This window comes from Pseudoalteromonas sp. DSM 26666 (genome assembly GCF_900116475.1).
GTDB classification, from domain to species: domain Bacteria; phylum Pseudomonadota; class Gammaproteobacteria; order Enterobacterales; family Alteromonadaceae; genus Pseudoalteromonas; species Pseudoalteromonas tetraodonis.
Genome location: NZ_FPAR01000001.1, coordinates 768029 through 794159, shown reverse-complemented (window position 1 = coordinate 794159; position 26131 = coordinate 768029). Strand labels below are relative to the sequence as shown.

General features: G+C 40.1%; 21 protein-coding genes and 1 pseudogene. 5 read left to right on the top strand and 17 right to left on the bottom strand.

What is annotated here, in order from left to right; translation table 11 throughout:
- Both BM380_RS03565 and BM380_RS03560 read right to left on the bottom strand, forming a co-directional pair.
- Window positions 1-632, bottom strand: a pseudogene (locus BM380_RS03565) (trimeric intracellular cation channel family protein).
- Between the two features lie 143 nt (window positions 633-775).
- On the bottom strand, window positions 776-2065 hold the full coding sequence (locus tag BM380_RS03560; protein WP_090492949.1) for an amidohydrolase: 1290 nt from the start codon (window positions 2063-2065) through the stop codon (window positions 776-778).
- A 324-nt stretch (window positions 2066-2389) separates the two neighbouring features.
- Here BM380_RS03560 and BM380_RS03555 point away from each other — a divergent pair, with 324 nt between their 5' ends.
- Window positions 2390-3448, top strand: a complete 1059-nt coding sequence (locus BM380_RS03555) for a hypothetical protein (protein WP_090492947.1) — start codon at window positions 2390-2392, stop codon at window positions 3446-3448.
- Window positions 3449-3512: 64 nt separating this feature from the next.
- Complete coding sequence (locus tag BM380_RS03550) at window positions 3513-4577, top strand: hypothetical protein (protein ID WP_090492945.1); 1065 nt, start codon at window positions 3513-3515, stop codon at window positions 4575-4577.
- 48 nt (window positions 4578-4625) lie between these two features.
- On the opposite strand, the gene ttcA is transcribed toward BM380_RS03550, so the two are convergent.
- The 12 genes from ttcA to ccoN form a co-directional block, all read right to left on the bottom strand.
- A complete protein-coding gene (gene ttcA / locus BM380_RS03545) occupies window positions 4626-5540 on the bottom strand; it encodes a tRNA 2-thiocytidine(32) synthetase TtcA (protein WP_090492944.1) in 915 nt (304 codons plus the stop codon).
- 92 nt (window positions 5541-5632) lie between these two features.
- Window positions 5633-6559, bottom strand: coding sequence for a universal stress protein UspE (gene uspE / locus BM380_RS03540; protein WP_036983022.1), 927 nt, complete (start codon window positions 6557-6559; stop codon window positions 5633-5635).
- 159 nt (window positions 6560-6718) lie between these two features.
- On the bottom strand, window positions 6719-7873 hold the full coding sequence (locus BM380_RS03535) for a right-handed parallel beta-helix repeat-containing protein (RefSeq protein WP_090492942.1): 1155 nt from the start codon (window positions 7871-7873) through the stop codon (window positions 6719-6721).
- 196 nt (window positions 7874-8069) lie between these two features.
- Window positions 8070-8807 carry an FNR family transcription factor gene (locus tag BM380_RS03530; protein ID WP_013464664.1) on the bottom strand — a complete coding sequence of 246 codons (738 nt, stop codon included), beginning with the start codon at window positions 8805-8807 and terminating at the stop codon, window positions 8070-8072.
- 42 nt (window positions 8808-8849) lie between these two features.
- Complete coding sequence (locus BM380_RS03525) at window positions 8850-9521, bottom strand: sulfite exporter TauE/SafE family protein (RefSeq protein ID WP_090492941.1); 672 nt, start codon at window positions 9519-9521, stop codon at window positions 8850-8852.
- Window positions 9514-9681, bottom strand: coding sequence for a cbb3-type cytochrome oxidase assembly protein CcoS (gene ccoS, locus BM380_RS03520; protein ID WP_008109812.1), 168 nt, complete (start codon window positions 9679-9681; stop codon window positions 9514-9516). The genes BM380_RS03525 and ccoS overlap by 8 nt, the downstream gene beginning before the upstream one ends.
- On the bottom strand, window positions 9678-12050 hold the full coding sequence (locus BM380_RS03515) for a heavy metal translocating P-type ATPase (protein ID WP_090492940.1): 2373 nt from the start codon (window positions 12048-12050) through the stop codon (window positions 9678-9680). The genes ccoS and BM380_RS03515 overlap by 4 nt, the downstream gene beginning before the upstream one ends.
- Window positions 12051-12058: 8 nt before the next feature.
- The gene (locus BM380_RS03510) at window positions 12059-12550 is read right to left on the bottom strand and encodes a FixH family protein (protein WP_090492938.1); all 492 of its coding nucleotides are present in this window, start codon (window positions 12548-12550) and stop codon (window positions 12059-12061) included.
- Between the two features lie 149 nt (window positions 12551-12699).
- The gene (ccoP, locus tag BM380_RS03505; protein ID WP_013464668.1) at window positions 12700-13734 is read right to left on the bottom strand and encodes a cytochrome-c oxidase, cbb3-type subunit III; all 1035 of its coding nucleotides are present in this window, start codon (window positions 13732-13734) and stop codon (window positions 12700-12702) included.
- Complete coding sequence (locus BM380_RS03500; RefSeq protein ID WP_010389598.1) at window positions 13731-13916, bottom strand: cbb3-type cytochrome oxidase subunit 3; 186 nt, start codon at window positions 13914-13916, stop codon at window positions 13731-13733. Before BM380_RS03500 ends, ccoP begins: the two co-directional genes overlap by 4 nt.
- 6 nt (window positions 13917-13922) lie before the next feature.
- Window positions 13923-14597 (bottom strand): cytochrome-c oxidase, cbb3-type subunit II, encoded by a 675-nt coding sequence (gene ccoO, locus BM380_RS03495; RefSeq protein WP_013464669.1) that lies wholly within the window; start codon window positions 14595-14597, stop codon window positions 13923-13925.
- A gap of 12 nt (window positions 14598-14609) precedes the next feature.
- Entirely contained in the window at window positions 14610-16043 is a 1434-nt protein-coding gene (gene ccoN / locus BM380_RS03490) for a cytochrome-c oxidase, cbb3-type subunit I (RefSeq protein WP_013464670.1), read from the bottom strand.
- A 337-nt stretch (window positions 16044-16380) separates the two neighbouring features.
- Between ccoN and BM380_RS03485 the strand changes: the two genes are divergently transcribed.
- The 3 genes from BM380_RS03485 (at window position 16381) to BM380_RS03475 (ending at window position 21487) form a co-directional block, all read left to right on the top strand.
- The gene (locus tag BM380_RS03485) at window positions 16381-16809 is read left to right on the top strand and encodes a hypothetical protein (protein WP_013464671.1); all 429 of its coding nucleotides are present in this window, start codon (window positions 16381-16383) and stop codon (window positions 16807-16809) included.
- A 755-nt stretch (window positions 16810-17564) separates the two neighbouring features.
- Entirely contained in the window at window positions 17565-20012 is a 2448-nt protein-coding gene (locus tag BM380_RS03480) for a TonB-dependent receptor plug domain-containing protein (RefSeq protein WP_028835767.1), read from the top strand.
- A 107-nt stretch (window positions 20013-20119) separates the two neighbouring features.
- The gene (locus tag BM380_RS03475; RefSeq protein ID WP_013464673.1) at window positions 20120-21487 is read left to right on the top strand and encodes a hypothetical protein; all 1368 of its coding nucleotides are present in this window, start codon (window positions 20120-20122) and stop codon (window positions 21485-21487) included.
- A 23-nt stretch (window positions 21488-21510) separates the two neighbouring features.
- Here the strand turns inward: BM380_RS03475 and BM380_RS03470 are convergent, their stop codons facing one another.
- The 3 genes from BM380_RS03470 to mfd are packed head-to-tail and all read right to left on the bottom strand — an operon-like array spanning window position 21511 to window position 26091.
- The gene (locus BM380_RS03470; RefSeq protein ID WP_013464674.1) at window positions 21511-21765 is read right to left on the bottom strand and encodes a hypothetical protein; all 255 of its coding nucleotides are present in this window, start codon (window positions 21763-21765) and stop codon (window positions 21511-21513) included.
- Between the two features lie 16 nt (window positions 21766-21781).
- The gene (locus BM380_RS03465) at window positions 21782-22618 is read right to left on the bottom strand and encodes a peptidoglycan binding protein CsiV (protein ID WP_090492936.1); all 837 of its coding nucleotides are present in this window, start codon (window positions 22616-22618) and stop codon (window positions 21782-21784) included.
- The gene (gene mfd, locus BM380_RS03460; protein WP_013464676.1) at window positions 22618-26091 is read right to left on the bottom strand and encodes a transcription-repair coupling factor; all 3474 of its coding nucleotides are present in this window, start codon (window positions 26089-26091) and stop codon (window positions 22618-22620) included. The genes BM380_RS03465 and mfd overlap by 1 nt, the downstream gene beginning before the upstream one ends.
- Between the last annotated feature and the right edge of the window lie 40 nt (window positions 26092-26131).

The window sequence follows — 26131 nt, the reverse complement described above, 5'->3', positions numbered from 1 at the left end:
CTAATCGTTTATTTTTGGTGTTCTTTTTCTAAATAGATTGGGCTGCCAGCCAAAATGGAGCGCGCCCAATCTTAAAAAAACACTGACCAACAGCGAACCAAGAATGCACCATAAATAAGGGACTTCTAATAAAAATAGCACGGCATAGGTCAAGCCTCCTGCAAAACAGGCGGTGGAGTAGAGCTCTTCTCGCATCACCAACGGCACTTCTCGACAGATCACGTCGCGTATTAAGCCACCAAATATCCCCGTAGTCATGCCCATTGTAAGTGCAACCATCATGGTGGTGCCTTCAATTAATGCTTTTTCGATACCGACCACATTAAAGATAGCCATACCAATTGCATCAACCAACAACATGTAATAGTTAGACACATCGGGTAAGTGGCGAATAAACATAACAGTGACAAAAATAGCGCCATAGGTGACATATAAAAAATCGGGGTTGGCTATCCAAAAAACGGGTTGGTTAAGAAGTATGTCTCTGAGCGTGCCACCGCCAAGCGCAGTGACTGAGCCAACAACCACCACTCCAAATCCGCCAATATCTTTATCATGGCCTAATAACGCACCTGAAATTGCAAAAAAGCCACACCAATTAAGCTTAAAAAATTAAAATATTCTGCTGTCATTAAGGTGTCCTTACCTGATTGAGAATTTATATAATTAAAGGTAAGCGAAAGGGGATTTATATTAGCTGAATAACACTCTCTAATAACACTCTCTAATAAAACAAGCACAAGGTTATTACCCCTGTGCTTGTTACGTTGAGTTGTTATTGTAAGTAGTCAACAACCAGTTGAGATAATGATTCTACGCCGAGTTGTAAGGCGCTTTCGTCAACATAAAACTGAGGTGAATGATTACTTGCTGCCGTTTTAGCGTTTTGATCTTTTGGAGTGACGCCTAAAAAGTAAAATAGCCCAGGGGTTTCAAGCGCATAATAACTAAAGTCTTCTGCGCCGGTAATTAAATCGGTGGTAATAATGTTGTCAGCACCAGCAATACGGGCAAGCGTTGGGGTCATTTTTTGGGTGAGTGCTACATTGTTTACTGTGACAGGGTAGCCGTGATCTATATGCACATCGGCTTTAGCACCAGCGGATTCGGCAACCAGCTCAGCGGTTTTAGCTAAACGTTTTTTAATATCGGCGCGCATAGTTTGATCAAAGGTTCTAATGGTACCAATCAGCTCTACATTATCAGGGATTATATTTGAGCGTATGCCGCCATTAATTGCGCCAAACGAAATGACTGAAGGTGCTTTAGTTACATCAACTTGGCGAGAGGCGATTGTTTGAGTTGCCATAATAATTTGTGATGAAGCAACAATTGGGTCTACGCCATTCCATGGACGTGAACCATGTGTTTGACGCCCCGTTACGTTAATTGTGAAAGAATCTTCACTGGCCATTAGTGGCCCTTCACGAAAGCCAATTTGCCCTGTATTGAGTGAGCTGGTGACATGTAAACCAAACACGGCCTCAGGCTTTTGCTTAAATAAGCCTTCTTTTAACATCAACTCAGCGCCACCTTCTTCGCCCTCGGGGGCACCTTCTTCAGCCGGTTGAAATACAAACAGTACTTCGCCCGCTAACTGATCTTTTATTTTTACCAGTGACTCTGCCACGGCCATTAAAATAGCAACATGAGTGTCGTGCCCGCAGGCATGCATAACGCCTACTTCATTGCCACGATAGGTTGATGTTTGTTTAGAGGCAAAGGGTAAATCAACTTGTTCGGTAACCGGTAAAGCATCCATATCAGCACGCAATGCGATTAAAGGGCCTTTTTTACCGCCGCTTAATTTTGCCACAACACCGGTATGAGCAACACCGGTTTGTACTTCAAGACCCAGTGATTTTAAATGTTCAGTAATGTACTTGGCGGTTTCAAATTCGCGATTACTCAGTTCTGGATATTGATGCAAATGACGACGCCACGTAATAACTTTTTCACTCACACTTTGTGTTGCTTGTTCAAGTTGGGTGTTAACACTCGCGGCAAAACTAGGGGCGGAAATGGCGGTTAATAAAAAGCCACCACACATTATTTTTTTTATCATTATGATTCCTTGGTTGTTCGTATGTAACTAACTTACGCTATTACGCTGATAAAAAGTAGTGCCGTGCGATAGTTAACAAAAAAGCTCACAGTGTTTTCAATGGCGGTTTATAAAGCCCATAAACTGTTCCAAATAGCACAATAGTTTAGCGCTTTTGTCGTATTTTAACGCAGATATTTAGCCTTAACAGTGAAAATGATAACAAAATGTTGCATTTTTTAACTTTGTTCCCAATACTGGTCAATGCGTTGCTTTTACCATGCACCGACAACAGCGTGTAACAAGCTAAGCATAATAAAAATATTGAATCAGTTAAGGATTAATATGAACAACACACACATATTTAAACGCGTCTCTTTATTTGCAGCAGCATTAAGCCTGCTGATGAGTTTTTCTGCGCTCAGTAAAGAGTATAAGGTAATTTTAATTCATGGTTTGCAGGTATCACAACTTACCAATAGAGCAGCCAGTGATGTGGTAAACGATGGACAAAGCTATTGGCAGTCTTATTGGGTGAACCGCGCAGACGAGCGCATCGATTGGCCTGCATATGAACGAATAGAAGGAAAAATCACCACCGATTGGGTATGGCCTAAACTACAGCAAATTTCTCGCTCAAATCTATGCGAGCCAGGCTGTGTGTTTGTAACTCATTCAACCGGTGACTTAGTTGCCCGATATATTATAGATAACCAAGAAAACTGGCTTGTAAATGCCGGATTACAGCCGCTTAATATTATTGCCACCTTTGATTTAGCGGGTGCTGGTGGCGGCAGTGAATTGGCCGACTTAGCGGTGAGTACATTAACAGGCGCATCGTGGAATTTTGCTGTAGATGCCGCGCTAACGTGGTGGTTAGGCAGTGAAGTTAATGAGGCGGTAGGCGTATTGCACGATTTAAAAGTAAATAATGCACGCAGAATTGCGCCATTACCTGATGCACGCACACCTCGTTTACGTTTTGTAGCCGATGGTAATGCTTACTTAGGTTTAACGGCTGGATTTTTACGCGGTAATGACGACTCGGTAGTGGCTACTCACTCATCATGTGGTGCAAGCTCGGTAAACTCATTTGGTAGCTGTAGCACCAATATTGACACTAATGGGCGTTTAAAATCGCAAGGTGATGCTGTTAATAGTTTTATGCCATATCATTATCCATTAATGATGACTAACAGTTACAGTCATAATGAGATTCAACAAGCGCAGCGCCAAGGAAATGTAACGATTGCGATGAATAACATTATGGTAGCTGGCGACACGCTAGGGTTTGAAACCGTAGATGAAACCACAGGTAGTTGGTTTTGGAAGAAACAATATCGTTATGTAAAAGACTCAGATAATTTGAGTGCATCGGCACTTATATATAATGTGATCCCGTAATATAAGCATACTTAAAACATCGTGTAGTATACGTACTACACGTTTTATATAGGATAACTAACCGATGAAAAAGTCCTACGTGATTGGCTTTGCTATCAGCATGGGCCTACTTATGTGGTTTTTAATTGATGAGGGTCATGCAAGTTACCCCCTAAAACAAGCCCCTCTCAATGATAAAAAGCCGATATCGACACCTCCAGCTCAGCAGCGCACGCTAAGCCAACCTGTGACAAAGGCAACAACAAAAACCAGCTCAGTAACTCAGTCAGCATTTGATGAAGACTTAGCCAAAGCGGCATCGGCGGTGGCACAACAGTATCAACAAAGTTTGGCGTTTCCGCCTTATTCACAACCATTAACGGTATATGATGAGGACAGACTTAAGCCAAATCAGTTCTTTCCTGTTAGCAGCCCAGTGGGTGAGCAAGGCGGGGAGTTAACAGTCAGCTTGTCTCAATATCGGTATGTGTATCCACAAGCTATAGAGCTAACCGTAAGCGCCCCAAATTTAGGTAAGGTGGTAGTAACACTCAGTGATACAGACACCAAAAAGTCGCTAAAAACGCAAAGCGGTGTGGCTCGTCAAAACGAGCTGGCAATGATATTTAAAGGTGAAGAAGACTATCCACGTAATTTACAATTATTAGTTGAAGCCGATATCGCGGGTAAAATAGTCCCTGTGGTGGCACAAATACATTATATGCCGCCTAGTGCAACCTTAACTGGTTTTGAAAACGCCTATCCACGTAATGAAAACATGATAGTACCGGCCAATATAACAGTTATAAAAAGTGGCTTATACCGTTTAAGGGCTAACTTATACAGTGGCACCTCGCCATTGGCACATTTAGTTGCCAAAGCGCGTTTAAATGAGGGCAGTCAGAAAATTGACTTTAAAGCGCACTGGTCTGTTTTACCGCAGCAAACGGGCGGCTTACGGTTAAGCGATTTTGTTATTGAACGTATGTCGCCAAGCCCAGGTGAGCTTAACAGTTTTGGTGAAAGTGAAATTAGCGAGTTTACTATTGAAGATTTTGCTTACGACAGCTTACAGCAGTTGCCTTATCAGGCAAACAAACAAGAAATGCAGAGTTTAGAGTTTTTACAAGGATTAGCTGCTGGTCAGTAGCAGCATAGAACAAAGTGAAGGGTTTGCATTACTGCAAACCCTTAAAAATTAGCTTAAATTAATGGTAACCACGTCGGCTTGGTTTGTTTCATCTTGTTCATGATTAACTGGCACTTTTGGAATATCTGGTTTATCGAGCGCGATATCGCCCCCATCAATAACGTCACCCGTTTGCAAGTTGGTAAAATCAAATAATTGATTATCAGCTAAGTGTGAAGGCACAACGTTTTGCATGGCGGTGAAAATACTCTCTATACGGCCTGGGTGCTCTTTATTCCATTGCTCCAGCATATTTTTAGTGTGTTTACGCTGTAAGTTTTCTTGTGAGCCACATAAATTACACGGAATAATAGGGTAGCCTTGGCTGAACGCATATTTGCTTATATCGGCTTCTTTACAATATGCCAGTGGGCGAATAACCATATGCTCACCGTTATCGCTCATTAGTTTAGCCGGCATACTTTTTAGTTTTCCGCCATAAAACATATTTAAAAACAAGGTTTCTATCATATCATCGCGGTGATGACCCAGTGCAATTTTAGTCGCATCTAACTCTTTAGCCGTGCGATATAAAATACCACGGCGCAAGCGAGAGCAAAGCGAGCAGGTTGTTTTACCCTCAGGAATAATATCAGTAACAATACTGTAGGTATCTTCTTCTACAATTTTGTATTCAATATTTAAATTATCAAGATACTCAGGAAGCACATGCTCAGGAAAACCAGGTTGTTTTTGGTCGAGATTTACTGCAAATAAATCAAACTTGATAGGTGCAACACGTTGTAAATGTTGCAACATGTCGAGCATAGTGTAACTGTCTTTGCCACCCGATAAGCACACCATAATACGGTCACCTTCTTCAATCATGTTAAAGTCCATGACAGCTTGACCTGTGAGGCGGCGTAAACGCTTTTGAAGCTTATTTAAGTTGTATTGAGCTTTGGCTTGAGCAGAATGAGACACTACGCCCCCTTATAAATAGTACGGCAAAATTAATTGCTAAAAATAAAGGGGCGTATTATATGCCATATGTAATATGGGAGCTACTGCAAACGCTAACTTTCTGCAAGCGGGCTTACGTACCCATCAGGTTTAAGTGCAAGTACATCACAATCAAGGCTGTCAATAACATGCTCAGCAGTGTTGCCTACTAAGGCAGCGCTTAAGCCAGTCCGTCCGACCGTGCCAATAACCACTAATTCGCTGTTTAAGCGTTTTGCAACATCCGGTATCACATCTTCTGGCAATCCCTCTTCAATAAAGCATTGATCAGAGGTTAGGTTAAACTCATTAGCGAGTTCATTGGTTGATTCAATATGATGTTTTTTAACTGATTCGTTATATAACCCTGGGTTAAACTCAGGGATCTCTATGGCTATATTAACCGGTGTAGCAGGGTATGCATTGACTAAGTTAAGTTTAGCATTAGCCAGTTCACATAAAAATTGTGCATCTTTAATTATGCGTTTATTCAGTGACAGGTGCTGATCGTTTTCACTGACTGCATTAACAGCCGCTAAAATATTCCCATGTGCTGGCCACGCCATATCTTTTACAAATAATACAGGGGTTGGGCATTTTCTGACTAAGTGCCAGTCTGTTGGCGTGAAAATAACTGCTTTAAGCGCACCATGCTGATGAGTACCTTTGATCACTAGGTCATATTTATCATTAATAACGGTATTAATAATGGCTTCGTAAGGGCGGTTATGCCAAATGACTTGGGTATTAATATTAATGTTTTGATAAGGAGAGACAAGATCTTTTAACCATAATTCGCGATCTTTTAACACCGCTTTACGCATTGCTTCACGTTCATCACCAGAGAGCATAGTAGTCATTTCGTAAGAGAAATCGTACACCGTCATAAAGGCGGTAATGCTAGCCCCTGATTTTTTGGCTAAATCTATTGAACGCGCGAGGGCATTTTGATCGTCTTTAGTTGGGTCAATAACCGCGATAATACGTTTAATCGTTTCCATTGTGCTACTCCATTCACTTAACAGTTATACCTTGAGTGTAACGTAAATACACAACAGTTAAAGGGGTAGCACTAATATTCTTGTTCTATATCAAGAAATAAAGCTTCTCTAATTTTGAAACCCTTACCCTGCATGAACGTGTGTAGAGCTTTACAAAATTTAATTATTTTCAGGCTTTATTAAAGTGTTGTCTTCCAAAGTGAATCCACTCGTTTTTTTCACAAAGTCTACTTCGGGTAGTAGGTTATAAACATTATCTTTGATTGTAGAAAATAGATAACTCTTTCCACCTCGAGTAAATAAATTAATAAGATACCAATATTTTTTTTCAGGATAAACAGTCATATCAACGTCAATAAAGTGATTGTTATTGATATAAATGCCTCTTACGTATTTGTCATCTATTAGCTCGCCGGTTACATCTGACTGTATTCTAATGCCTCCCTTAGAACGTAAAACTGTGTTGTGAGTAAAATAAATACTTCCCCAATTAAAAGGCTCGGTCACACTTTTTGGTTTGTTAGGGTAAGCATTGAGGATAAACTTATCACTGTCTATGAAGGTATTAGCAATAATTTTTACGTTAGAGTAATAAGTAATTTCTATAGCGGTGCCTTTGGTGTTTTTGAAAGTGTTATATCTTACTAGAGCCTTTGATACAGGTTTAACCGTGGCAAATTTCAATGATCCCTTCAATCCCTCAAAAATATTATCTTCAACTGTAATATCATGCGTACCTCCATAGTTATTATTCCACGGGTGAGTAGTTGTTACTTGTGTGACATTTTCAAAGTAATTATTACGAATATCAATTCTGAAAGAATTGATATTCGTATCATGGGATGATAAGTGTGAAGATGTTGCTCTTATAGCCGCATCGCCAAAATCAAAAAATTGATTATGTTTAATTGAAATATCTTCGGAGCCGGCAAAAAGGATACCTTGCTCACCCCAAACATAATTAATTTTGTCTGTGGTTAAGCCTCTAAAAATAAAACCATTAATTTCTATGAAGCGTGAATTATAAAAGGATAAAATATACTCTCCTTCAAATTGGTCACACTTTTTTAGTATAACGCCAGTATTAGCTGTAATAACAATATTGTTAAGATTTCTAACAATAATAGCTGAGCAGATGTCATAAACTCCTGGCTTGTCTATTTTAAGCTCAGAATTTTCTGCAGTGTTTAAAATCAAGTCTTTTAGTGCTTCTGAGTCATCAATGCCGTCATCGGGGATCATTGAGCTCGATGCTTGGCTACTATATAAAATACTTAAAGAAAGAGCGATAAATAGAAATAAAGATTTAGGCATAAGATTGTCCTTCTATGTAAGAGTTTAATAGGACGTAGTTGCTTTTATATTAAAAAATGAGCCAGACAATTCATTCATCGACTCTTAAAAGTGAATGGTTAATACCTATACTCAAAGTGTTAGTAGAGATAGAGCATAATTGCAATAATTACGCTCCAATTCAGGGTAGGATTAATTTTAAAATGAGAAATGATTATTAACGAGGCTTAACAATAGCAGCAGTTTTGGCTAAAGCGTCATTATCTAAAATAGTAATAAATTTACCTTCTACTTTAATTAAGTCGGCTTTTTGAAAACGGCTTAATAAACGGCTGATAGTTTCTACTGTTAAACCTAAGTAGTTGCCAATTTCGCCGCGGGTCATGGTAAATCTAAATTCTTTACGTGAAAAACCACGCTCACCAAAACGCTCTGATAAGTTATAAATAAAGCTAGCAAGACGTTCTTCTGCTGATTTTTTATTCAGTAATAACAGCATTTCCTGATCGTAGGTTATTTCACTGCTCATTAAACGCATTATTTGTTGGCGCAATTTAGGCAGTTTACCGGCTAGTTCGTCAAGAGTTTCAAAGGGAATTTCACATACCATTGAGGTTTCTAGTGCTTGAGAAAAACTTTGATGTTGCATTTTATTGATGGCGTCAAAGCCAACAAGGTCACCCGCTAAATGAAAGCCTGTAATTTGCTCATCGCCTTGCTCTGACAAGGTATACGATTTAAACGACCCCGAACGAACTGCATAAATTGCATTTAAAGGTGCGCCCGATTCAAATAAGTAGTCACCCTTGTGTAATGGTTTTTTTCGCTCAATGATCTCATCAAGTTTATCCATTTCTTGGCCATTTAAAGAAAATGGTAAACATAACTGGCTAATACTGCAGTTATTACAGCTAATGGCACAATTACCTTTAGCACGACTTTGAGAAAAATCCATAAGTTCAATCCGTTAAATTTCTATGCACAACATTTACCAATGTTAATGCACTAGCTTGTCTGTTGCAATGATCAGAAGGTAGATACCATACCAAATGATAACACTGCCTAATATTATTCGCGTCCAAGGGTGATTAAAAAGCGTATTGAGCTTTTGTGCAGCCACACCTAAGGTGATCATGGCAGGGAACGTCCCTAGGGCAAATGCCAGCATAACCAGAGCACCATTTATGGCAGTGCCACTGGTCATCGCCCATGTGAGCGCAGAATATACTAAGCCGCACGGTAACCAGCCCCATAGTGCGCCATAACCAAGCGCTTTTAATGGGGAATCAATGGGCATTAAATATTTATTAAGTTTAATTAAGTGCTGCCAAATGAGGGTTTTGCCAAGTTTTTCGAGCCATTGTAATGTCGCGGCTAAGCGCATGATATAAACGCCGACCAGTAACATAAACACGCCCGCTAAAAATGATAAAAACAGCGCAAAGGCCGAGTTTTGTGTGGCAAATTGACTACTAATACCGGCAACAAGGGTACCAGCCAGCATATAACTTAGCGCTCTGCCGCTATTATAGGCTAGAGAATATAACCAAGTTTGGCGCTTGTTACTGGCTAACTGTAATGAGCTGGCAATGCCGCCGCACATAGCAATGCAATGGCCACTGCCAATCAACCCCATTAAAAAAGCACTAACAAAAATCGGGTCAATCATTACTTTTATTATGTTGCTCTTTATCGTCTTCAAACAAAATACTGTGGCCTTGCTTGTTTAAATCAGAGAATTGCTCGCCTTTTACTGCCCAAAAAAACACGCCAATGGCAATTAGTACAAACAAGATAGCGATAGGAACTAAAATATAAATTATGCTCATAACTTTAATAGCCTTAGTGAATTACATATCACAATAATAGAGCTGGCAGACATACCAATTACCGCCATCCAAGGCGCAACTAAACCCATAGCAGCAAGCGGTAATATAGAGCCATTATATAATAAAGAAAGCGCTAGGTTTTGCTTAATTATACGCCGTGTTTGCTTAGCAATCGTCAACAAATGATCAATAGAGGCTAAATCACTGTTAAGCAGCACAACATCGGCACTGTTTTTAGAGATATCAGCTCCTGTTTCCATGGCGATTGATAAGTGGGCGCTGGCAAAGACTGGGCTGTCGTTTACGCCATCGCCAACCATAGCAACAACTTCACCTTGAGTTGACCAATGATCAACGGCGTCTTGTTTATCTTTAGGACTACAACTGGCTTGTACTGAATCAAGCTTTAATTTTTTAGCCACCTTGGCACCGGCATCTGAGGCGTCACCTGTTAGCATATGACAACTTAGATTGGCAGCCTTTAACGAGTTAATGAGTTTATCGGCATCTGTTTTTACTTTATCAACAAAATAAAAGCGTGCAACGGGTTGCTTGTTTATGTAAAGGGTAGCTTGCGCATTGGTTTTTTTGGTATCAAACCAGCCACTTTTACCAATGGCGTAATGCGTATTATCGTATTGAGCACTGATCCCAACCCCTGGATGGAGCTGTACATCGTCAAATTTACGCTGACCTTTAAAATCTTTAAAGGCACTAGCAATAGGGTGCTCAGAATAGCTCTCAAGCTGTGCTGCAATATCAAGAATTTGCTCTTTGCTGTAGTTATCATCAAGTATGTCAACAACATCGAGGCTAAATTTACCTTGCGTAAGCGTACCGGTTTTATCAAAAGCAACTAAAGTAAGCTTTGAGAGTGTTTCGAGCACATGTGCTTGCTTAATTAATATTCCTTTACGAGTTAAGGTAGCCACAGCACACGTTAACGCGGTTGGAATAGCTAAACTCAATGCGCACGGGCAGGTGGCCACTAACACCGATATAGTGATCCAAAAAGCGACATCAGGGTCAATTTGATACCAGCCAATGGCGGTTAGAGAGGCAAATACCAGTAACACGGCAACAAACCACTGCGCGACTTTGTCGGTAATTTCTACTAACCGTGGGCGTTTTGTTAGGGCATTATGTTGCAGGCGAATAATTTGATTAAGCAGGGTATTTTGGCCCAGCTTATTGATTTTTATTTCAATAATACCATCATGATTAACCGTGCCCGCATACACGTTATGATCAATATACTTTCGTACTGGCTGATGTTCACCAGTCATCATAGACTCATCAACACTGGTGCTACCTTTGACTAAGATGCCATCGGCAGGGATAGTTTCGCCTGCTTTTATTAAAACGATATCGTTAAGCTTGAGCTTTTTAGCGGCAATTATGTGCTCTTTGCCGTTTTCATCGAGTGTACGGGCAGTCAGTGGCAGTAGCTTTTGTAAGTTGGCTGTAAATTCACTGGCCTTTAAGCGCGCTCTAAATTCTAAGTATTTACCTAATAAGAGTAAAAAGGTAAACATACAAATAGATTCAAAGTAAACTTCACCGACTTCCATTACCGTGGCGTAACAGCTTGCACCATAGGCACCAAAAATCGCCAATGATACCGGTAAATCCATATTCAGTTGTTTTGCTTTTAAGCCGTTAATTGCATTACTTAAAAAGGGCAGGGCGCTGTATAAAATAACGGGCGTTGCAAGGATCAAGCTGATCCATCTAAAGTACTGTTCAAAGTTGCTGTCCATCCCAGAGAACATGCCAAAGTACATAGCAAAGGCAAACATCATCACTTGCATGGTCATTAAGCCTGCCACGCCGAGGCGGCGAATATAGGCTTTAGCTGTTTGTTGTTTTTGCTGTGCTTCTACATCTGATTGGAATGGATATGCTTTGTAGCCTATTTCAGCCAGTGAGGTGATTAGCTCACTTAAAGGGGTTGCGCTTTTATCCCATTGGATCATGGCGCGATTTGTTGAGGTGTTTACATCAACGCGCTTTACCGATTTAAGGTTAAGTAATTGCTTTTCAATAAGCCAGGCACAGGCGGCGCAGGTAATGCCCTCAACACTGAGAAGCACCTCAGAGTTGTCGTTATGCGTACTGATAAACTCATCTTGAATATCTTCATTGTCATAGCTTTTAATAAAAGCGAGTTGTTCAGGGACGAGTTGCTCTACTTTACCGGCACTAACAGTGCGATATTTGTAGTAGTCGGTCATCCCTTGGTCAATGATATTTTGTGCAACAGCTTGGCAGCCAATGCAACACATTGGCTCAGCGGTATTGTCTATAACAACATGTGCGCTAAATCCAGCAGGCACACTTTCAAGACAATGAAAGCAATTTTTAGACATACTAAATACTACTTATAGTTAGGAGTCACTAAAACGGTGGCGGTGGTTGGTAAACTAACGTTTTCTTTCATTTTCCAACTATTATCAACGGGTTCAATAAACACCGAATATGCACCTGGTGTATAGCTTTCTAATAATGCAGTGAACTCTTGATTAGAATTTGGGGTGAGGGTGGCCTCAAAATCGTGCGCTTTTATAGTACGGTGAAAAAACGACAATCTTAATGCGTGTATATTACTGGTATCGCCTTTGGTAAATTTAAAGCTTACACGCTCATCTGATACATTTAGGTCGCCATGTAAATACAGCGCTTTTGCTTTATCAAACTTTACGAGTTCTAAGTTGATTGCTTTGCCTTTTTTATAGTAATCATCTACAACCATATCTGGGCCGTTACCAATGGCTGTAATAAATAAACTAATGCAGCCAATAATTGCAGCTAAAGGAAAGAAGATTAAAAACCAAGGCCAAAAATTTTTATACCACGGAGTCGGTTGCATAGTCGCTCTAAAATTAATTAATGTGCGGCTATATTATAATAAATAGAATGAAAAGACTAAAAAAAAGCCTCCGAGTGGAGGCTTTTTTGATCTGAATTAATCTACTGAAATAAAAAGATTAAAACTGAAACGTTTTGTTAACTTTATCGTTATTTATCTTGCGATAAGCTGTAAACGTAAGCAGTTAATAGGTGAATTTTATCTTCGCCTAAAATCTCTTTCCATGCAGGCATTACACCAGCACGGCCATGGTTAAGTGTTTCTTCAACAGCGCGTTGAGAACCACCGTATAACCAAATGTTATCAGTTAAGTTTGGTGCACCAAACGGTAGGTTATGGGCAACTGAACCTTTACCATCTGGACCATGACACGCGGCACACATAGCAAATTTTGCTTTACCTGCATCGGCATCTTTTTGGTTAACAGTACGACCAGATAGGCTAAGTACGTAAGCCGTCATTTCTTTAACGCCTTGCTCACCTAATGCATCACCCCAAGGTGGCATTGCTGCAACACGACCTAAAAGTAATGTTTCTCTGATCTTGTCAGGAGAACCACCGTACAACCAATCGTTGTCAGTGAGGTTAGGGAAGCCAGTACCACCACGAGCATCAGAACCATGACATTGTGCACAGTTTTGTGAGAACAAACGTTGACCAATTTCAACTGCGAGTTGACCTTGAGTTTGCTCATGTTTAGTGCCGTTTTCTAGCGCAACTTGCTGTGCTGCATCACCAGCAAATTTAGACTCTACTAAATCTAGAACAGGTATTTGAGCCAATTCATTAAAAATAGGACCAAAACGTTCTTCAGCAGCGCGGTATTCAGCATCTAGCTTTACAAAACGGCCATCTTCTTTCGCTTCAATGACTGCTTCTTTCGATTCAGTTAAAGAGGTAATACCTTGGTTTGAGCTTGTCCATTTTGCTAAACCTTCCCAATTACCTAAACCTGGGTAGGCTGCTAAGTAATAAACAGACCACACAAACGTTGCGAAGAACATGTAAGTCCACCATTTCGGTAGTGGATTGTTTAATTCTTGAATGCCGTCAAACTCATGTCCACAGCTTTCACCTTCTTTTACACCTACATAGTTTTTTAAGTTCCAAACTAGTAGACCAAAGATAATGATTAAGCATGCAAGGGTTAATACAATAACCCATATACTCCAAAAGCTAGTCATTTCTCAGACCCCTTTTCCTCGTTAGAGAGTGTATTGTTGTGTTTTTTTTCATCTTCAAATATGACATTAGCAGCGTCTTTAAAACGACTTTTACTACGCTTGCTATATGCCCATCCAACAATCACAATAAATAATACTAAAATTACCAGAGTCAAAATGCCTCTGTATGTCCCGTAGTCCATAATAATCTACTTCAAATGTGTGCCAAGTTGTTGCAAATAAGCGATAAGGGCTTGCATTTCTGTTGCACCTTTACCGTCATTCATTGCATCAACTTTAGCAATGTCAGCGATTAATTCCTCGTCACTGCCATAACCTAGACCCGGGTGTTTTGGGTTTTCTGGATTGATAGCAAACGTGTCACGGAAAATTTGTAGTTTTTTCAGAGTCAGACTTGTATCAAGCGTGTTCTCTGCTAACCAAGGGAAACCTGGCATATTAGACTCAGGAACCACGGCACGTGGATCCATTAAGTGCGCATAATGCCAATCATCTGAGTAACGTTTACCTACTCGTGCTAAGTCAGGGCCAGTACGTTTAGAACCCCAAAGGAAAGGGTGATCCCATACTGACTCGCCTGCTACAGAGTAGTGACCGTAACGCTCAACTTCATCACGAAATGGACGGATCATTTGAGAGTGACAGTTAGCACAACCTTCACGCACATAAATGTCGCGACCTTCAAACTCTAGTGCATTTAATGGGCGTAACCCATCCACTGGCTTGGTTGTATCGTCTTGGAACATTAGCGGCGTAATTTCTACTAATGCACCGAAGCTGATTGCGAAAACAGTCAAGATGGCCATGAGGCCAATGTTTTTCTCGATAATTTCGTGTTTGTTTTGTGAATTTTTATTGCTCATTATCTAACTCCGTTATGCTAACTGCGCTTGTTCATCAAGTTCTAACGAGTTATTTTTCGCTGAAACTGTACGATAAACGTTATAAGCCATAACCAGCATACCTGTAACGATGAATACACCGCCTAAGAAACGCATAACATAGAAAGGATGAGAGGCTTCTAACGACTGTACAAAGCTGTACATTAATGTACCGTCAGAGTTAACTGCACGCCACATTAGACCTTGCATTACACCTGAAATCCACATTGCAACAATGTATAAAACAACACCCACTGTGTGTAACCAGAAGTGTGTATTGATTAATTTAATGCTGTACATACGACCTTGCGAGAATAACGCAGGGATAAGGTGGTAAATAGCACCGATAGAAATCATCGCAACCCAACCTAATGCACCTGAGTGAACGTGACCTACAGTCCAATCTGTGTAGTGCGATAACGCATTAACAGATTTAATTGCCATCATCGGGCCTTCAAACGTCGACATACCGTAGAAAGACAATGAAACCACTAAGAAACGTAAAACTGGGTCAGTACGTAGCTTATGCCATGCACCTGAGAGCGTCATAATACCGTTGATCATACCACCCCAAGACGGTACGAATAAGATAATAGACATCACCATACCTAAGCTTTGCGTCCAATCAGGAAGCGCAGTGTAGTGAAGGTGGTGAGGACCTGCCCAAATGTAAAGAGAAATAAGTGCCCAAAAGTGAACAACCGACAAACGGTATGAGTAAACAGGGCGACCCGCTTGCTTTGGTACAAAGTAATACATCATACCCAAGAAACCCGCAGTTAGAAGGAAGCCTACTGCGTTGTGGCCATACCACCACTGAACCATTGCATCTACGGCACCTGCATAGATTGAATATGATTTAGTCAATGAGACTGGGACTGCCATGCTGTTAACAATATGTAGAACAGCAACGGTAATAATGAAACCAGCATAGAACCAGTTAGCTACATAAATATGCGCTACTTTGCGTTTTGCAATAGTGCCCATAAATACAATAGCGTAAGTTACCCAAACAACAGCAATTAAGATATCGATTGGCCACTCAAGTTCTGCATACTCTTTAGAACTTGAAATACCCATAGGTAGAGTAATTGCTGCTAGAACAATAACTAACTGCCAACCCCAAAAGGTAAAGGCGGCTAATTTGTCTGAAAGAAGGCGCGTTTGACATGTACGTTGTACGACGTAATAAGACGTCGCAAAAAGTGCACTTGTACCAAATGCGAAAATTACTGCGTTCGTGTGTAACGGACGAAGTCGAGAGTAAGTTAACCATGGTGTATCAAAGTTAAGAGCTGGCCAAGCTAATTGGGCAGCTATCAGAACCCCAATACCCATGCCAACGATGCCCCAAATCACTGTCATAATAGCGAATTGGCGTACAACTTTATAATTGTACTCAGTTTGTGATGCTACTGTTTGGCTCATTTTCTGGCTTCCGCTGCAATAAATGCGTTTAGAAATGAATTACCTACTTGTAAAAGTAGGACCTACTATTATTCCAAAGTATACTATCTAAAACCCACAATATGTGGTTGTTAAAGATAATAATCTCAAGAAATACTTGTTTTTTTTGCGGTTGAAATGATAAATTTTTTGGCCTTAAAAAGATAGGTCAATTGCGTAATAATATGACATCAATCAAACTTTATTAACTTGCTGTCTATTTTTTGAGGTGATTTGTACCTTACTTGCCCATTAAAGCCGATAATCAACCAACGTGCCCAAATGTTGGGCTAATACATTAGATACTTTGAGAACCTGCATGTATATATATAGAGTATGTTTACTTTCTTTTCTACTATTCTTACTAGGTTGTGACTTTTCTGGATCAACATCAACACCAAAAGTAAATCAATCACAAACAGAGTGTAAAAATAACAACCCGTGTATTTTTCCAAATCAAGTTAAAGTTTGGCTAAGCGAAGAAACCCTATCACCAGAGACACCGTTTTCAATTTACACTCAGTTACCGACTGGTGTAACAATAACTGCAGCAAAATTAGAAGGCGTTAGCATGTATATGGGTTACATTCCCGTACAATTTAAAAATCAGGGTAGCGTTTGGGTAGCTAATACTATGGTAGGGATTTGCTCAGAAAAAAACATGGTGTGGAAGCTTATTCTTACTACTGTCGATACAAACACTGGCATAAGTGAAAATGTTGAATATTTTTTTAACGTTACCTATTAAAGGCTTTCTGCTCAGGCGTGGTTTTTAACTGCGCCATTCCCGTAAAATTATAGCGGCAAAGCCAAATGCCTCACATTTAATAGTTATCTGCAATTAAAGTCTATCTGATAAAATAACCATTCTTAATATAGCTTTTACATATCCATTTACCTTCCAAGTTTATAACTTAAGCTCTGCTTGGCTTGCTTATTCAATTGTGCTCATACGTGCAATAAAGCACCCATGTCATTAATATGTAGATTTATCTAATGGATCCACTTTGATAGCCGTTTTTAGTTTAATTGGCAGCCCGTCTTAAACCTTCAATACACATAAAATTTGCATGATTAAAACTTATAACAAAAAAATTCAGACTAAATAAACAATCTACTTGCATAAATATGGTTAGTAATTAACACCTAGTTTTACCGTTTTAATAACGAGCTGTGATTAACATGTTAATTTTCCTGTTTAGGGCACATTATTGTAATAATTACATTTGATTACAAACTCTACTCATTTGATTTCAGCTGTGTTTTTTATGTGATTGCTTGGTCTTTAGTTTATGATTTTTAACTGTTTTTATTAATTAACAATGAAACATACTGTAACCTTTGTTCCTTTCGTGGGACGTCTTAATTTTCATTGATTGCACAGTGAACGTTCGTTAAGTTTTCGTTCAGTTAAAGGCGCCTAAGTTGCTCCCGCTCACTCAAAATTCTCATAAAAGTGAGCATTACCAATTTAGGTAAATTTTCAACAAGTAGGGTTCATCCATGAAAAAATCAACTCTTGGTTTAGCTGTAATTGCAGCGATCCCAATGTTCTCAAGTGTTCAGGTTTTAGCTGCAGACGAAGCAGCAAAGTCAATTGAAAAAATTCAAGTAACGGGTTCTCGTATTAACCGTACCGATATGGAAACGGCTAGCCCAATCACAGTAATTGGTGATGATTTTATTGCTAAGAGCGGCTACACCTCAGTTGCAGATGTACTTTCAAACCAACCGTCAGCGGCAGGTATGAGCTTAGGTGGGACTAGTAACAATGGTTCTGGTGGTTCTGCTACAGTTAACCTTCGTGGTATGGGCGCACAGCGTACCCTAGTTCTATTAAACGGCCGTCGTATGGTTTCATCAGGCACTGGCGCTGATTCTTCTGTTGATTTAAACACTATTCCTGTTGCCATGATTAAATCAATCGAAATCTTAAAAGATGGTGCATCAGCTGTTTATGGTTCAGACGCTATCGCTGGTGTTGTAAATATCATCACGAAAAAAGATTTTGAAGGTTCTGAAGTCAATGTTGAAGGTAGCCAAACTACCAAAGGTGACGGCACAAACTATGGTGTTAGTTTACTTCATGGTATGCAAGTGGCTGACGGTAACCTAGTATTAGGTGCTCAGTACACAAGCCGTGGCGATATTATTCAGTCAGACCGTAAATTTGTTGAGCCAGGTTGTTCGTCTTACATCCCAGAAGGGACTTTAGGTGGTAAAGCGCCAAATGGTCAAGGTGGATTCAAAGACCGTGATACATGTTATGACTACACACCGTCAAGCTATGCACAAACACCAAGTGACTTATACAGCGTCTTTACTAGCTTTAATAAAGAACTTGATTCAGACACAACATTTAATGTTGATTTAATGTACACACGTCGTGATTCAAGCCAACAGTTAGCACCACAACCTGCAAGCATTGATTTAGACACTTCAAAGCTAAGTAATGCATACACTAATGCATTTATCGATGAAGATGGTGTATTAGCCGATTCATTAGAGTACCGTCGTAGAATGGTTGATGCGGGTCCACGTATCTATGAGCAAAAAACAGATACATACAGAGCGTCTATTGCATTGCAAGGTCTTTTAGATAACGATGCAAGCTGGGACATTAGCGCAACTTACGGTCGTAATGACTCAGAAGATAAGGTTCAAAACTCAATCCATGCGGGTAACATGGAGCAAAGCATTTATGGTGACCAAGCGCTTTGGTTTAGTGGCGATGCAATTAATCGTGACCTATTAGTATCGAGCAACTCTCTTTACACAGAGTCAAACGAAGGTGGTAATGAGCAATTCATCCTATCTGCGGGTTACAGTGCTGTTACAGAGAGTGATATTGGTTACGCAATTGGTGTTGAGAATAGATTCGAAAGTGGTTTTTATACACCAGATTTAATTACTCAAAGAGGCGAAAGCACAGCTTCACAACAAGATCCAACAGACGGTGATTACTCTGTTCAATCTGTATACTTTGAAGCATCTATGCCAGTGCTTGAGTCAGTTACTCTAGAAGGTGCTGCACGTTACGATAACTACTCAACATTTGGTGGTGAAACAACGTGGAAACTTGGTGCTACTTGGAATGTAACAGATAGCTTTATGGTTCGCTCTGTACTTGCTACTGGTTTTAGAGCTCCAAATGTTGCTGAATTATTTGGTGGTAATACAGGTTCATTCGATTACCTAGAAGATCCATGGGGTAACGAGCAAGATCCACAAATCGAAGTTAACTACACAAGTGATGATAATCTTCAAGCAGAAGAGAGCAGATCATTCACATTCGGTTTAGTGTGGGAAGTTGCTGACGGTTTATCAACTACATTAGATTACTGGAAGTTTGATATTACTAATGCAATTACGCGTTTAGACGTACAAAACGAAATGCGCAACTGTTTTGCTGGAAATACGCAATCATGTGCAGCAGTAAACATTACAGCTGATGGTGATTTATCTGAATTAAGCTCAGCATTAACAAATGTAGGCGCACAAGATACATCAGGTATTGACTGGAATATCTCTTATACAGCTGATAACTACCGTATCAACCTAGATACGACTTACTTAATTGAATTTGAGCAAGACGAAATTGATTACACAGGCACTATTGATGGAAACATTGGTGGTTACTCTGAAATTAAGTCAAACCTTTCAGTTAACTACGATATTAATGATGATATCAGCGTGCTTTACAACGCTCGTTATATCAAAGGTATGGACGGTGAGTACTATGGTGAATTCTTTAGCACAGACGACACTGTTTACCATGATATCTCTATGAGCTATAACTTAAACGACGATGTTCGTTTAACTGGTGGTATGAATAATATCTTTGATAAAGAGCCTGAGTCAGTGCTAGGTGGTAATGATATGGGTACTGTCCCAGAGCTTTACGACGTAATTGGTTCTCGTATCTTTGCAAGCGTAAACGTTAAGTTCTAATTTTAATTCATTAGAACTACTAAAAGGCCTAGTTTTTACTAGGCCTTTTTTGTTGAACAAAATTAAAGAGGCACGTAAACTCAGGTAGATAACCAAAGGAGGCATCATTGTTAAAGCAAGACGAAAATTTATCGTTTGTTATTGAACCGCAACTATCACCGCGTGCAGAGCAGCGTCTCGATCTTTATTTTTCTATCCCAAACGAAATGGGTATTAACGCGCAAACACTCAGCGAAGAGTCTTACTTTAATAACCAATTTAAATCTTTTGTAGCCTATAACGCGAATAACATTCATCTTCCATTGGTACGAAGCCGTTTTGTTAGTAAAAACAAAGGTGAGCAGCAAGATTACCGACAAAATTTAAATTTATATTGTTATCAAGTGCGTCTGGCAATTGATGCCGATATTAAAGATGCGTTAAAAATTCAAGAAAGCGATGAGTTTTATCAACGAGCCATGGAGCTCTGTGAACAAAGCCAAAGCCTACTTAGAAAACTCAGACGTTACACCCCAGATAACGAAAAGCTGATCCCGTTTTATACTAATGCTGATAACTACCTAAGCTGGCAAATTGAACAAACTTTTTTAAAGCTACTTGATGAAGGCCCGCGTAGTAGCGATCACGCTAAAGAACGAAACGACTTATTAAACTTTTGTAAGTCAGAGAGTGAGTATCGAGCAGAGCAGCAATATAATTCTGATTCAACACTTAAAGACGCCAACAGAATTACTAATAAGATGCGTTTACTCCAGCGTTTAATAGAGCATGGAGTGATTTTACAGCGCCAAACACGCTATCTTAATAGCTATTTAAAGCGGTTGGTAAAAGGCTCTGTAACAGCTGTTATAATGGCTTTTGTGATGGTGGTTATTTTAAATGCGCGTTCTACCTTTACTGAAATAACCGCTTCATTAATTCTAATTTTAGGGGTTATTTACGGGCTAAGAGAAATATTTAAAGAAGATATTACCCGTATTATTTGGCGTGCTATTGTGCGAGGGCGGCCAAAATGGCGCTTTATTTTTAAAAACAGTATCACAAAAGATAAAGTGGCGAGTCAGTTTATTTGGTTAGAGTACACCCGGTTTAAAAAAATCCCCAAAGAAGTGAGGAAAATTTTTTCTAAGCGTCGTCAGCAAAACAAACAGGCGGCGCAATGGCTGCATTTTGCTAGTGAAACCCGGGTAAGTGCTAAAGAATTTTTGCCAGGCTACGATAGCTTGCAGCAAACGCTGCAATTTAATCTCGCGCCGTTTGCACGTTATTTAAAAAAAGGGGAAGGGAAGCTCTATCATTTAGAAAACAATAAAATTTCTAAACAGGGAGTAGAAAGGCGCTATCAGTTAAACATGGTATTGGTTCTAACCGAACCGGATAAAACGCTCTATCAGCGTTACAAAATCACTTTAAACCGCAGTAAAATAGTCAACATAGAGCTTATTTACACCAGCGATGCAAAAAAAGAGGAATAACATACGTTATTCCTTTGTTGTCCTTATTTATCCGTTAGCCCTTTTTTGCTGTAAAGCGTTACTTTGTCTGATACCAGGGTAATTTCGATGTTTTTAGCGTCATCACCCCAAGTACAGCTAGTATGTAATGTTTTTTCTACACAGTTATCAGCACTGCCTAAAAGTGCTTCAACTTCTGTTTTGTCCATACCAATTTTAATTTTTTCGTAATTTTCCATGCTTACTTTTGAACAAGCAGCAAGACTCAGTGCTGCAGCAATTATTAGGAGCTTCTTCATTATTATTTTCCTACTGTTAATGGTTAAATTTTCGAATTTGTACAATCATACCCATACGAGGATGATCAAAGTAATGAATATCTTCGCTGAAAACGCGTCTAAATTGTGAAAAACGGGCTGATTCTAGCTCACCATTATCTTGCTTTTCACTAATGTCGAAATCCGCATTAATGTATAAATAATGGCGTAAATGTATTTTCAATAAGCCATCTAACTCCCATTTCATGGTCGGAGACTGTGCTTCATTAAACAATGGCTCAGGAGTATCAAGTAAGCTAATAAAGTCGGAATTGGCGTAACTAAAACCGGTGTTCATATTGTTATTTAATTGGTTGCCTGCAAATAAGTGCATACTGGGTGAGCGTGATTTACTTGCGCCTTCAAACCGCCAGCCTGTATGTAATATAGGGGTGAGTCCTTTGCGGTCTAAAGCTTGGCGTTGTTGTTCAAACTGCAGTTGTTCAGGAGCGAGCAGGTAAGTTTGCTCCATCGTATCTTGTACTGGTGCTTGAGGGGTTACTGGCAGCACATCGTAACTTTTTACATAATCAATGCTGTCGTTACACGCTGCAGACTGTGGGTTTGAATTAACCAAAGTGTCAGCAAATGTACGTGTTTGAAAGCGTGGGTCACCGTTTATACACGCGTCCATTGCTTGGTTTTTATAAGCAGAGGCCAATAAATCTAAGGTGTTTTTATCTTCAATGGCGTCATGCTTTAAGCTAAAGTCTTCTTGTAAGTAAGGAGCAGGGCGCTGTTTAAATATTAACACCTCTACTTCAAACCAGCGCTCTGCAAATGCAGTACTGCTAAATAAGCAGCATAAAATAACCAGCGATTTTTTCAGCAACATTAATGGCTAACCTTTTTTTCGAAATCTGCAATCATAGCAGTGATCATTTTTAAGCGTTCACGGGCATTCGCCTCGCTAATGGCAAAGCGTAATTTATTTGCGCCATCCATTTTATAAATGTGTGGCGCACTTTGTATCAAACCAATAATGAAGCTAGGATTAACCTTGGTATTTTGACTGAACTCAAAGTAGCCTCCTTTCGGGTTAGCTTCTATTTTGGTTATGCCCAAATTGCTCGCCTGCATTTTTAGTTGTTGTAAACTAAATAGGTTTTTAGCTGCATCAGGTAATAAACCAAATCGATCTATCAATTCTACTTGCAGTTCATCAATATCAGCAAGGTTAGCACAACTTGCTACACGCTTGTACATACCTAAACGCGCGTTAACATCATGAATATAATCATCAGGTAACAAGGCAGGTAGCTTTAAATCAACTTCGGTTTGTTTTTGTAATAAATTTTCAAGGGTTGGCTCTTGACCATTTTTAAGCGCGTTAACAGCCTGTTCAAGCATTTCCATGTATAAATTAAAGCCAATGGTTTGCATTTGTCCAGATTGATCGTCTCCTAATAGCTCACCGGCACCACGAATTTCTAAATCGTGGGTTGCTAAGGCAAAGCCTGCGCCTAAATCTTCTAATGAGGCAATGGCATCTAAACGCTTTTTCGCATCTTTAGAGAGCGCTTTAGGGTTACCTGTGAGTAAATAAGCATAGGCTTGGTGATGACTTCTACCAACACGTCCGCGTAATTGATGCAGCTGAGCAAGACCGAGTTTATCGGCTCTGTCCATAATAATAGTATTTGCTGTGGGTACATCAATGCCGGTTTCAATAATCGTAGTACATACCAGTACATTGTATTTTTGGTGATAAAAATCGGTCATGATCTGCTCAAGCTCTTGCTCTCGCATTTGCCCGTGGGCTGAGGTAACTGTTGCCTCAGGCACCCATTCGCTAATTTCTTGAGCAACACGCTCAATGGTTTCTACATTGTTGTGTAAAAAGTACACCTGGCCGCCGCGTTTAATCTCACGCAGTACCGCTTCGCGAATAAGCTCTTCGTCGCGTTGGCGCACAAAAGTTTTAACAGCTAAGCGTTTAGCCGGTGGGGTAGCAATAATAGATAAATCGCGCATACCACTCATGGCCATATTTAAAGTACGGGGGATAGGGGTTGCGGTCAGGGTGAGTATGTCAACATCAGCTCTCAGGGCTTTAATTTTTTCTTTTTGGCGCACCCCAAATCGGTGTTCTTCATCAACAATTAACAGGCCTAAGTCTTTAAAATTGATGTCTTGTTGAATTAGTTTATGCGTGCCAATGACAACATCAAGCTTGCCATTACTCATCTTTTCAAGGGTTTCTTTTTGCTCTTTGGTCGAGTTAAACCGAGACAATACACCCACTTCAATTGGAAAATCAGCAAAGCGGTCTTTAAAGTTATCGTAGTGTTGTTGAGCAAGTAGGGTGGTAGGGACTAAAATAGCCACCTGCTTATTATCGTTAACCGCAACAAACGCTGCACGCATGGCTACTTCGGTTTTACCAAAGCCTACATCACCACAGACTAAGCGATCCATGGCTTGTTTTGATTGCATATCACCCAGTACAGCTTCAATAGCGTTACGTTGATCATCCGTTTCTTCAAACGGGAAGCTATCACTAAATTGACGATAAGCTTGGCCATCCAGCGTAAATTTATTACCCGGCTTTGCTTGGCGCTGAGCGTAGATATCGAGCAATTCAGCAGCGACATCGCGTACTTTTTCAGCGGCGCGTTTTTTTGCCTTATCCCACGCATCAGAGCCGAGCTTATGCAGTGGGGCACTGGCTTCTTCACCGCCAGAGTAACGGCTAAGCATATGAAGCGCTGATACCGGCACATAGAGCTTTGCTTCACCGGCATAAATAATGGTTACAAATTCAGTAACCACACCGGCAGCATCAATTGTTTGCAGTCCTTGATAACGGCCAACACCATGGTCAAGGTGCACAACCGGTTGGCCTTCTTTTAACTCTGCTAAGTTACGAATTAGCGCATCTTGGCTTGCTTCATACTTGTGCTTACGGCGTCTGCGTTGTGATACTTTAATTCCAAGCAATTCTTGCTCAGTAATAATGCTCAGGCTAGGTTTTGTGCTAAGCACGACACTTTGTTCAAGTGGGCTTACAATTAAACCAACGTCACTACTGCTGTTGGTAAATTGCTCAAAAGTATCAAACTCTTTAAATTTTAAGCCGCTGGGTTTTAATATACTCAGTAATGATTCACGTCGACCATCCGACTCAACACTAATGACAACTCGGCCTTTTTTCTTTTTTTGCTCTGCCACATAGCTAATGAATGCGTTGTAAGGTTCATGTTGTTTATGATCAATGCGGACATTGGGTAATTCATTAACGGCAAGGTTTTTATTGCCCGCTTTAGTGCCCAATTTTGCTTGCGATAAACGAATGCGGCCATAATTACCTAAGTTTGAAAATAGCTCATTGATTGGCTGGTACAATTCATCCGGTGGTAAAAGTGGGCGCAAGGGGTCCACACGGCGGTTTTCATAGCGTACATTAACATCGTGCCAAAAGTTATCCGCCGCATGTTCTAAATCGCCTAATTGCATCACGGTCGTTGATTCAGGCAAATAGTCAAAAATAGTCGCCAAGCCATCAAAAAATAATGGCATGTAGTATTCAATACCTCCAGGCCAATTACCTTTACTAACTTGCATATAGACAGAGTCTTGCTCTGCGCTTGCGCCAAACTTTTCACGATAGTTTATTCTAAAGCGTTCAATATCCGTGTCGTTAGTGGGGAATTCATGGGCAGGAAGTAACTCAATTTTTTCTACTTTTTCATCTGAGCGTTGTGTTTCCACATCAAATAAGCGAATGGTATCAAGCTCGTCATCAAAAAAATCGAGCCTAAATGGGTGTTTACTGCCCATCGGGTATAAATCAACAATAGAGCCACGTATTGCATATTCGCCATGCTCCATAACTTGTTGCACGTGCATGTAACCCGCTTGCTCTAAGTTTTCACGCAAAGCGTGGGTGTCTAATCTATCGCCCACTTTAAAATTAAGCGTTGAACCGTATATAAACGAAGCTGGGGCCGTGCGCAGCATCAGCGTTGATACAGGCATAATGAGCACGCTTTGTTGCTCGTTTTTCAGGGTATTAAGCGTTGCTAAGCGCGCTGAAATAATATCTTGATGGGGAGAGAAATGATCATAAGGCAATGTCTCCCAATCCGGAAATATCATTACCGGGTTATCCGGAAGCAAATACTCTAATTCGGTTTCAAGGCGCAAAGCACTTGGTGTATCTGGCGTAACTATTAACACTAAGTTATCTTGTTGTTTTACACCTTGTGCAATGGCAATGCTCAAGCCACTGCCTAAAAGCTCGCCCCATTGAATTTTATCTTTTTGAGATTTTACCCAAGGCAAGGCTGCCCATTGCTCAAACGCCATTAATTACTCCATTAAATTAGGCTCTTAGCTGCTAAGAGCC

Excerpts from the sequence above, each read along its gene's own strand:
- BM380_RS03510 (WP_090492938.1), bottom strand. The coding sequence starts at position 12,550 with ATGCAACCGACTCCGTGGTATAAAAATTTTTGGCCTTGGTTTTTAATC.
- BM380_RS03500 (WP_010389598.1), bottom strand. The coding sequence starts at position 13,916 with ATGGACTACGGGACATACAGAGGCATTTTGACTCTGGTAATTTTAGTA.
- BM380_RS03555 (WP_090492947.1), top strand. The coding sequence starts at position 2,390 with ATGAACAACACACACATATTTAAACGCGTCTCTTTATTTGCAGCAGCA.
- ccoS (WP_008109812.1), bottom strand. The coding sequence starts at position 9,681 with ATGAGCATAATTTATATTTTAGTTCCTATCGCTATCTTGTTTGTACTA.
- BM380_RS03525 (WP_090492941.1), bottom strand. The coding sequence starts at position 9,521 with ATGATTGACCCGATTTTTGTTAGTGCTTTTTTAATGGGGTTGATTGGC.
- BM380_RS03465 (WP_090492936.1), bottom strand. The coding sequence starts at position 22,618 with ATGTTGCTGAAAAAATCGCTGGTTATTTTATGCTGCTTATTTAGCAGT.
- ccoN (WP_013464670.1), bottom strand. The coding sequence starts at position 16,043 with ATGAGCCAAACAGTAGCATCACAAACTGAGTACAATTATAAAGTTGTA.
- BM380_RS03560 (WP_090492949.1), bottom strand. The coding sequence starts at position 2,065 with ATGATAAAAAAAATAATGTGTGGTGGCTTTTTATTAACCGCCATTTCC.
- BM380_RS03550 (WP_090492945.1), top strand. The coding sequence starts at position 3,513 with ATGAAAAAGTCCTACGTGATTGGCTTTGCTATCAGCATGGGCCTACTT.
- ccoO (WP_013464669.1), bottom strand. The coding sequence starts at position 14,597 with ATGAGCAATAAAAATTCACAAAACAAACACGAAATTATCGAGAAAAAC.
- mfd (WP_013464676.1), bottom strand. The coding sequence starts at position 26,091 with ATGGCGTTTGAGCAATGGGCAGCCTTGCCTTGGGTAAAATCTCAAAAA.
- BM380_RS03515 (WP_090492940.1), bottom strand. The coding sequence starts at position 12,050 with ATGTCTAAAAATTGCTTTCATTGTCTTGAAAGTGTGCCTGCTGGATTT.
- uspE (WP_036983022.1), bottom strand. The coding sequence starts at position 6,559 with ATGGAAACGATTAAACGTATTATCGCGGTTATTGACCCAACTAAAGAC.
- BM380_RS03470 (WP_013464674.1), bottom strand. The coding sequence starts at position 21,765 with ATGAAGAAGCTCCTAATAATTGCTGCAGCACTGAGTCTTGCTGCTTGT.
- BM380_RS03485 (WP_013464671.1), top strand. The coding sequence starts at position 16,381 with ATGTATATATATAGAGTATGTTTACTTTCTTTTCTACTATTCTTACTA.
- BM380_RS03480 (WP_028835767.1), top strand. The coding sequence starts at position 17,565 with ATGAAAAAATCAACTCTTGGTTTAGCTGTAATTGCAGCGATCCCAATG.
- BM380_RS03530 (WP_013464664.1), bottom strand. The coding sequence starts at position 8,807 with ATGGATTTTTCTCAAAGTCGTGCTAAAGGTAATTGTGCCATTAGCTGT.
- ccoP (WP_013464668.1), bottom strand. The coding sequence starts at position 13,734 with ATGACTAGCTTTTGGAGTATATGGGTTATTGTATTAACCCTTGCATGC.
- BM380_RS03535 (WP_090492942.1), bottom strand. The coding sequence starts at position 7,873 with ATGCCTAAATCTTTATTTCTATTTATCGCTCTTTCTTTAAGTATTTTA.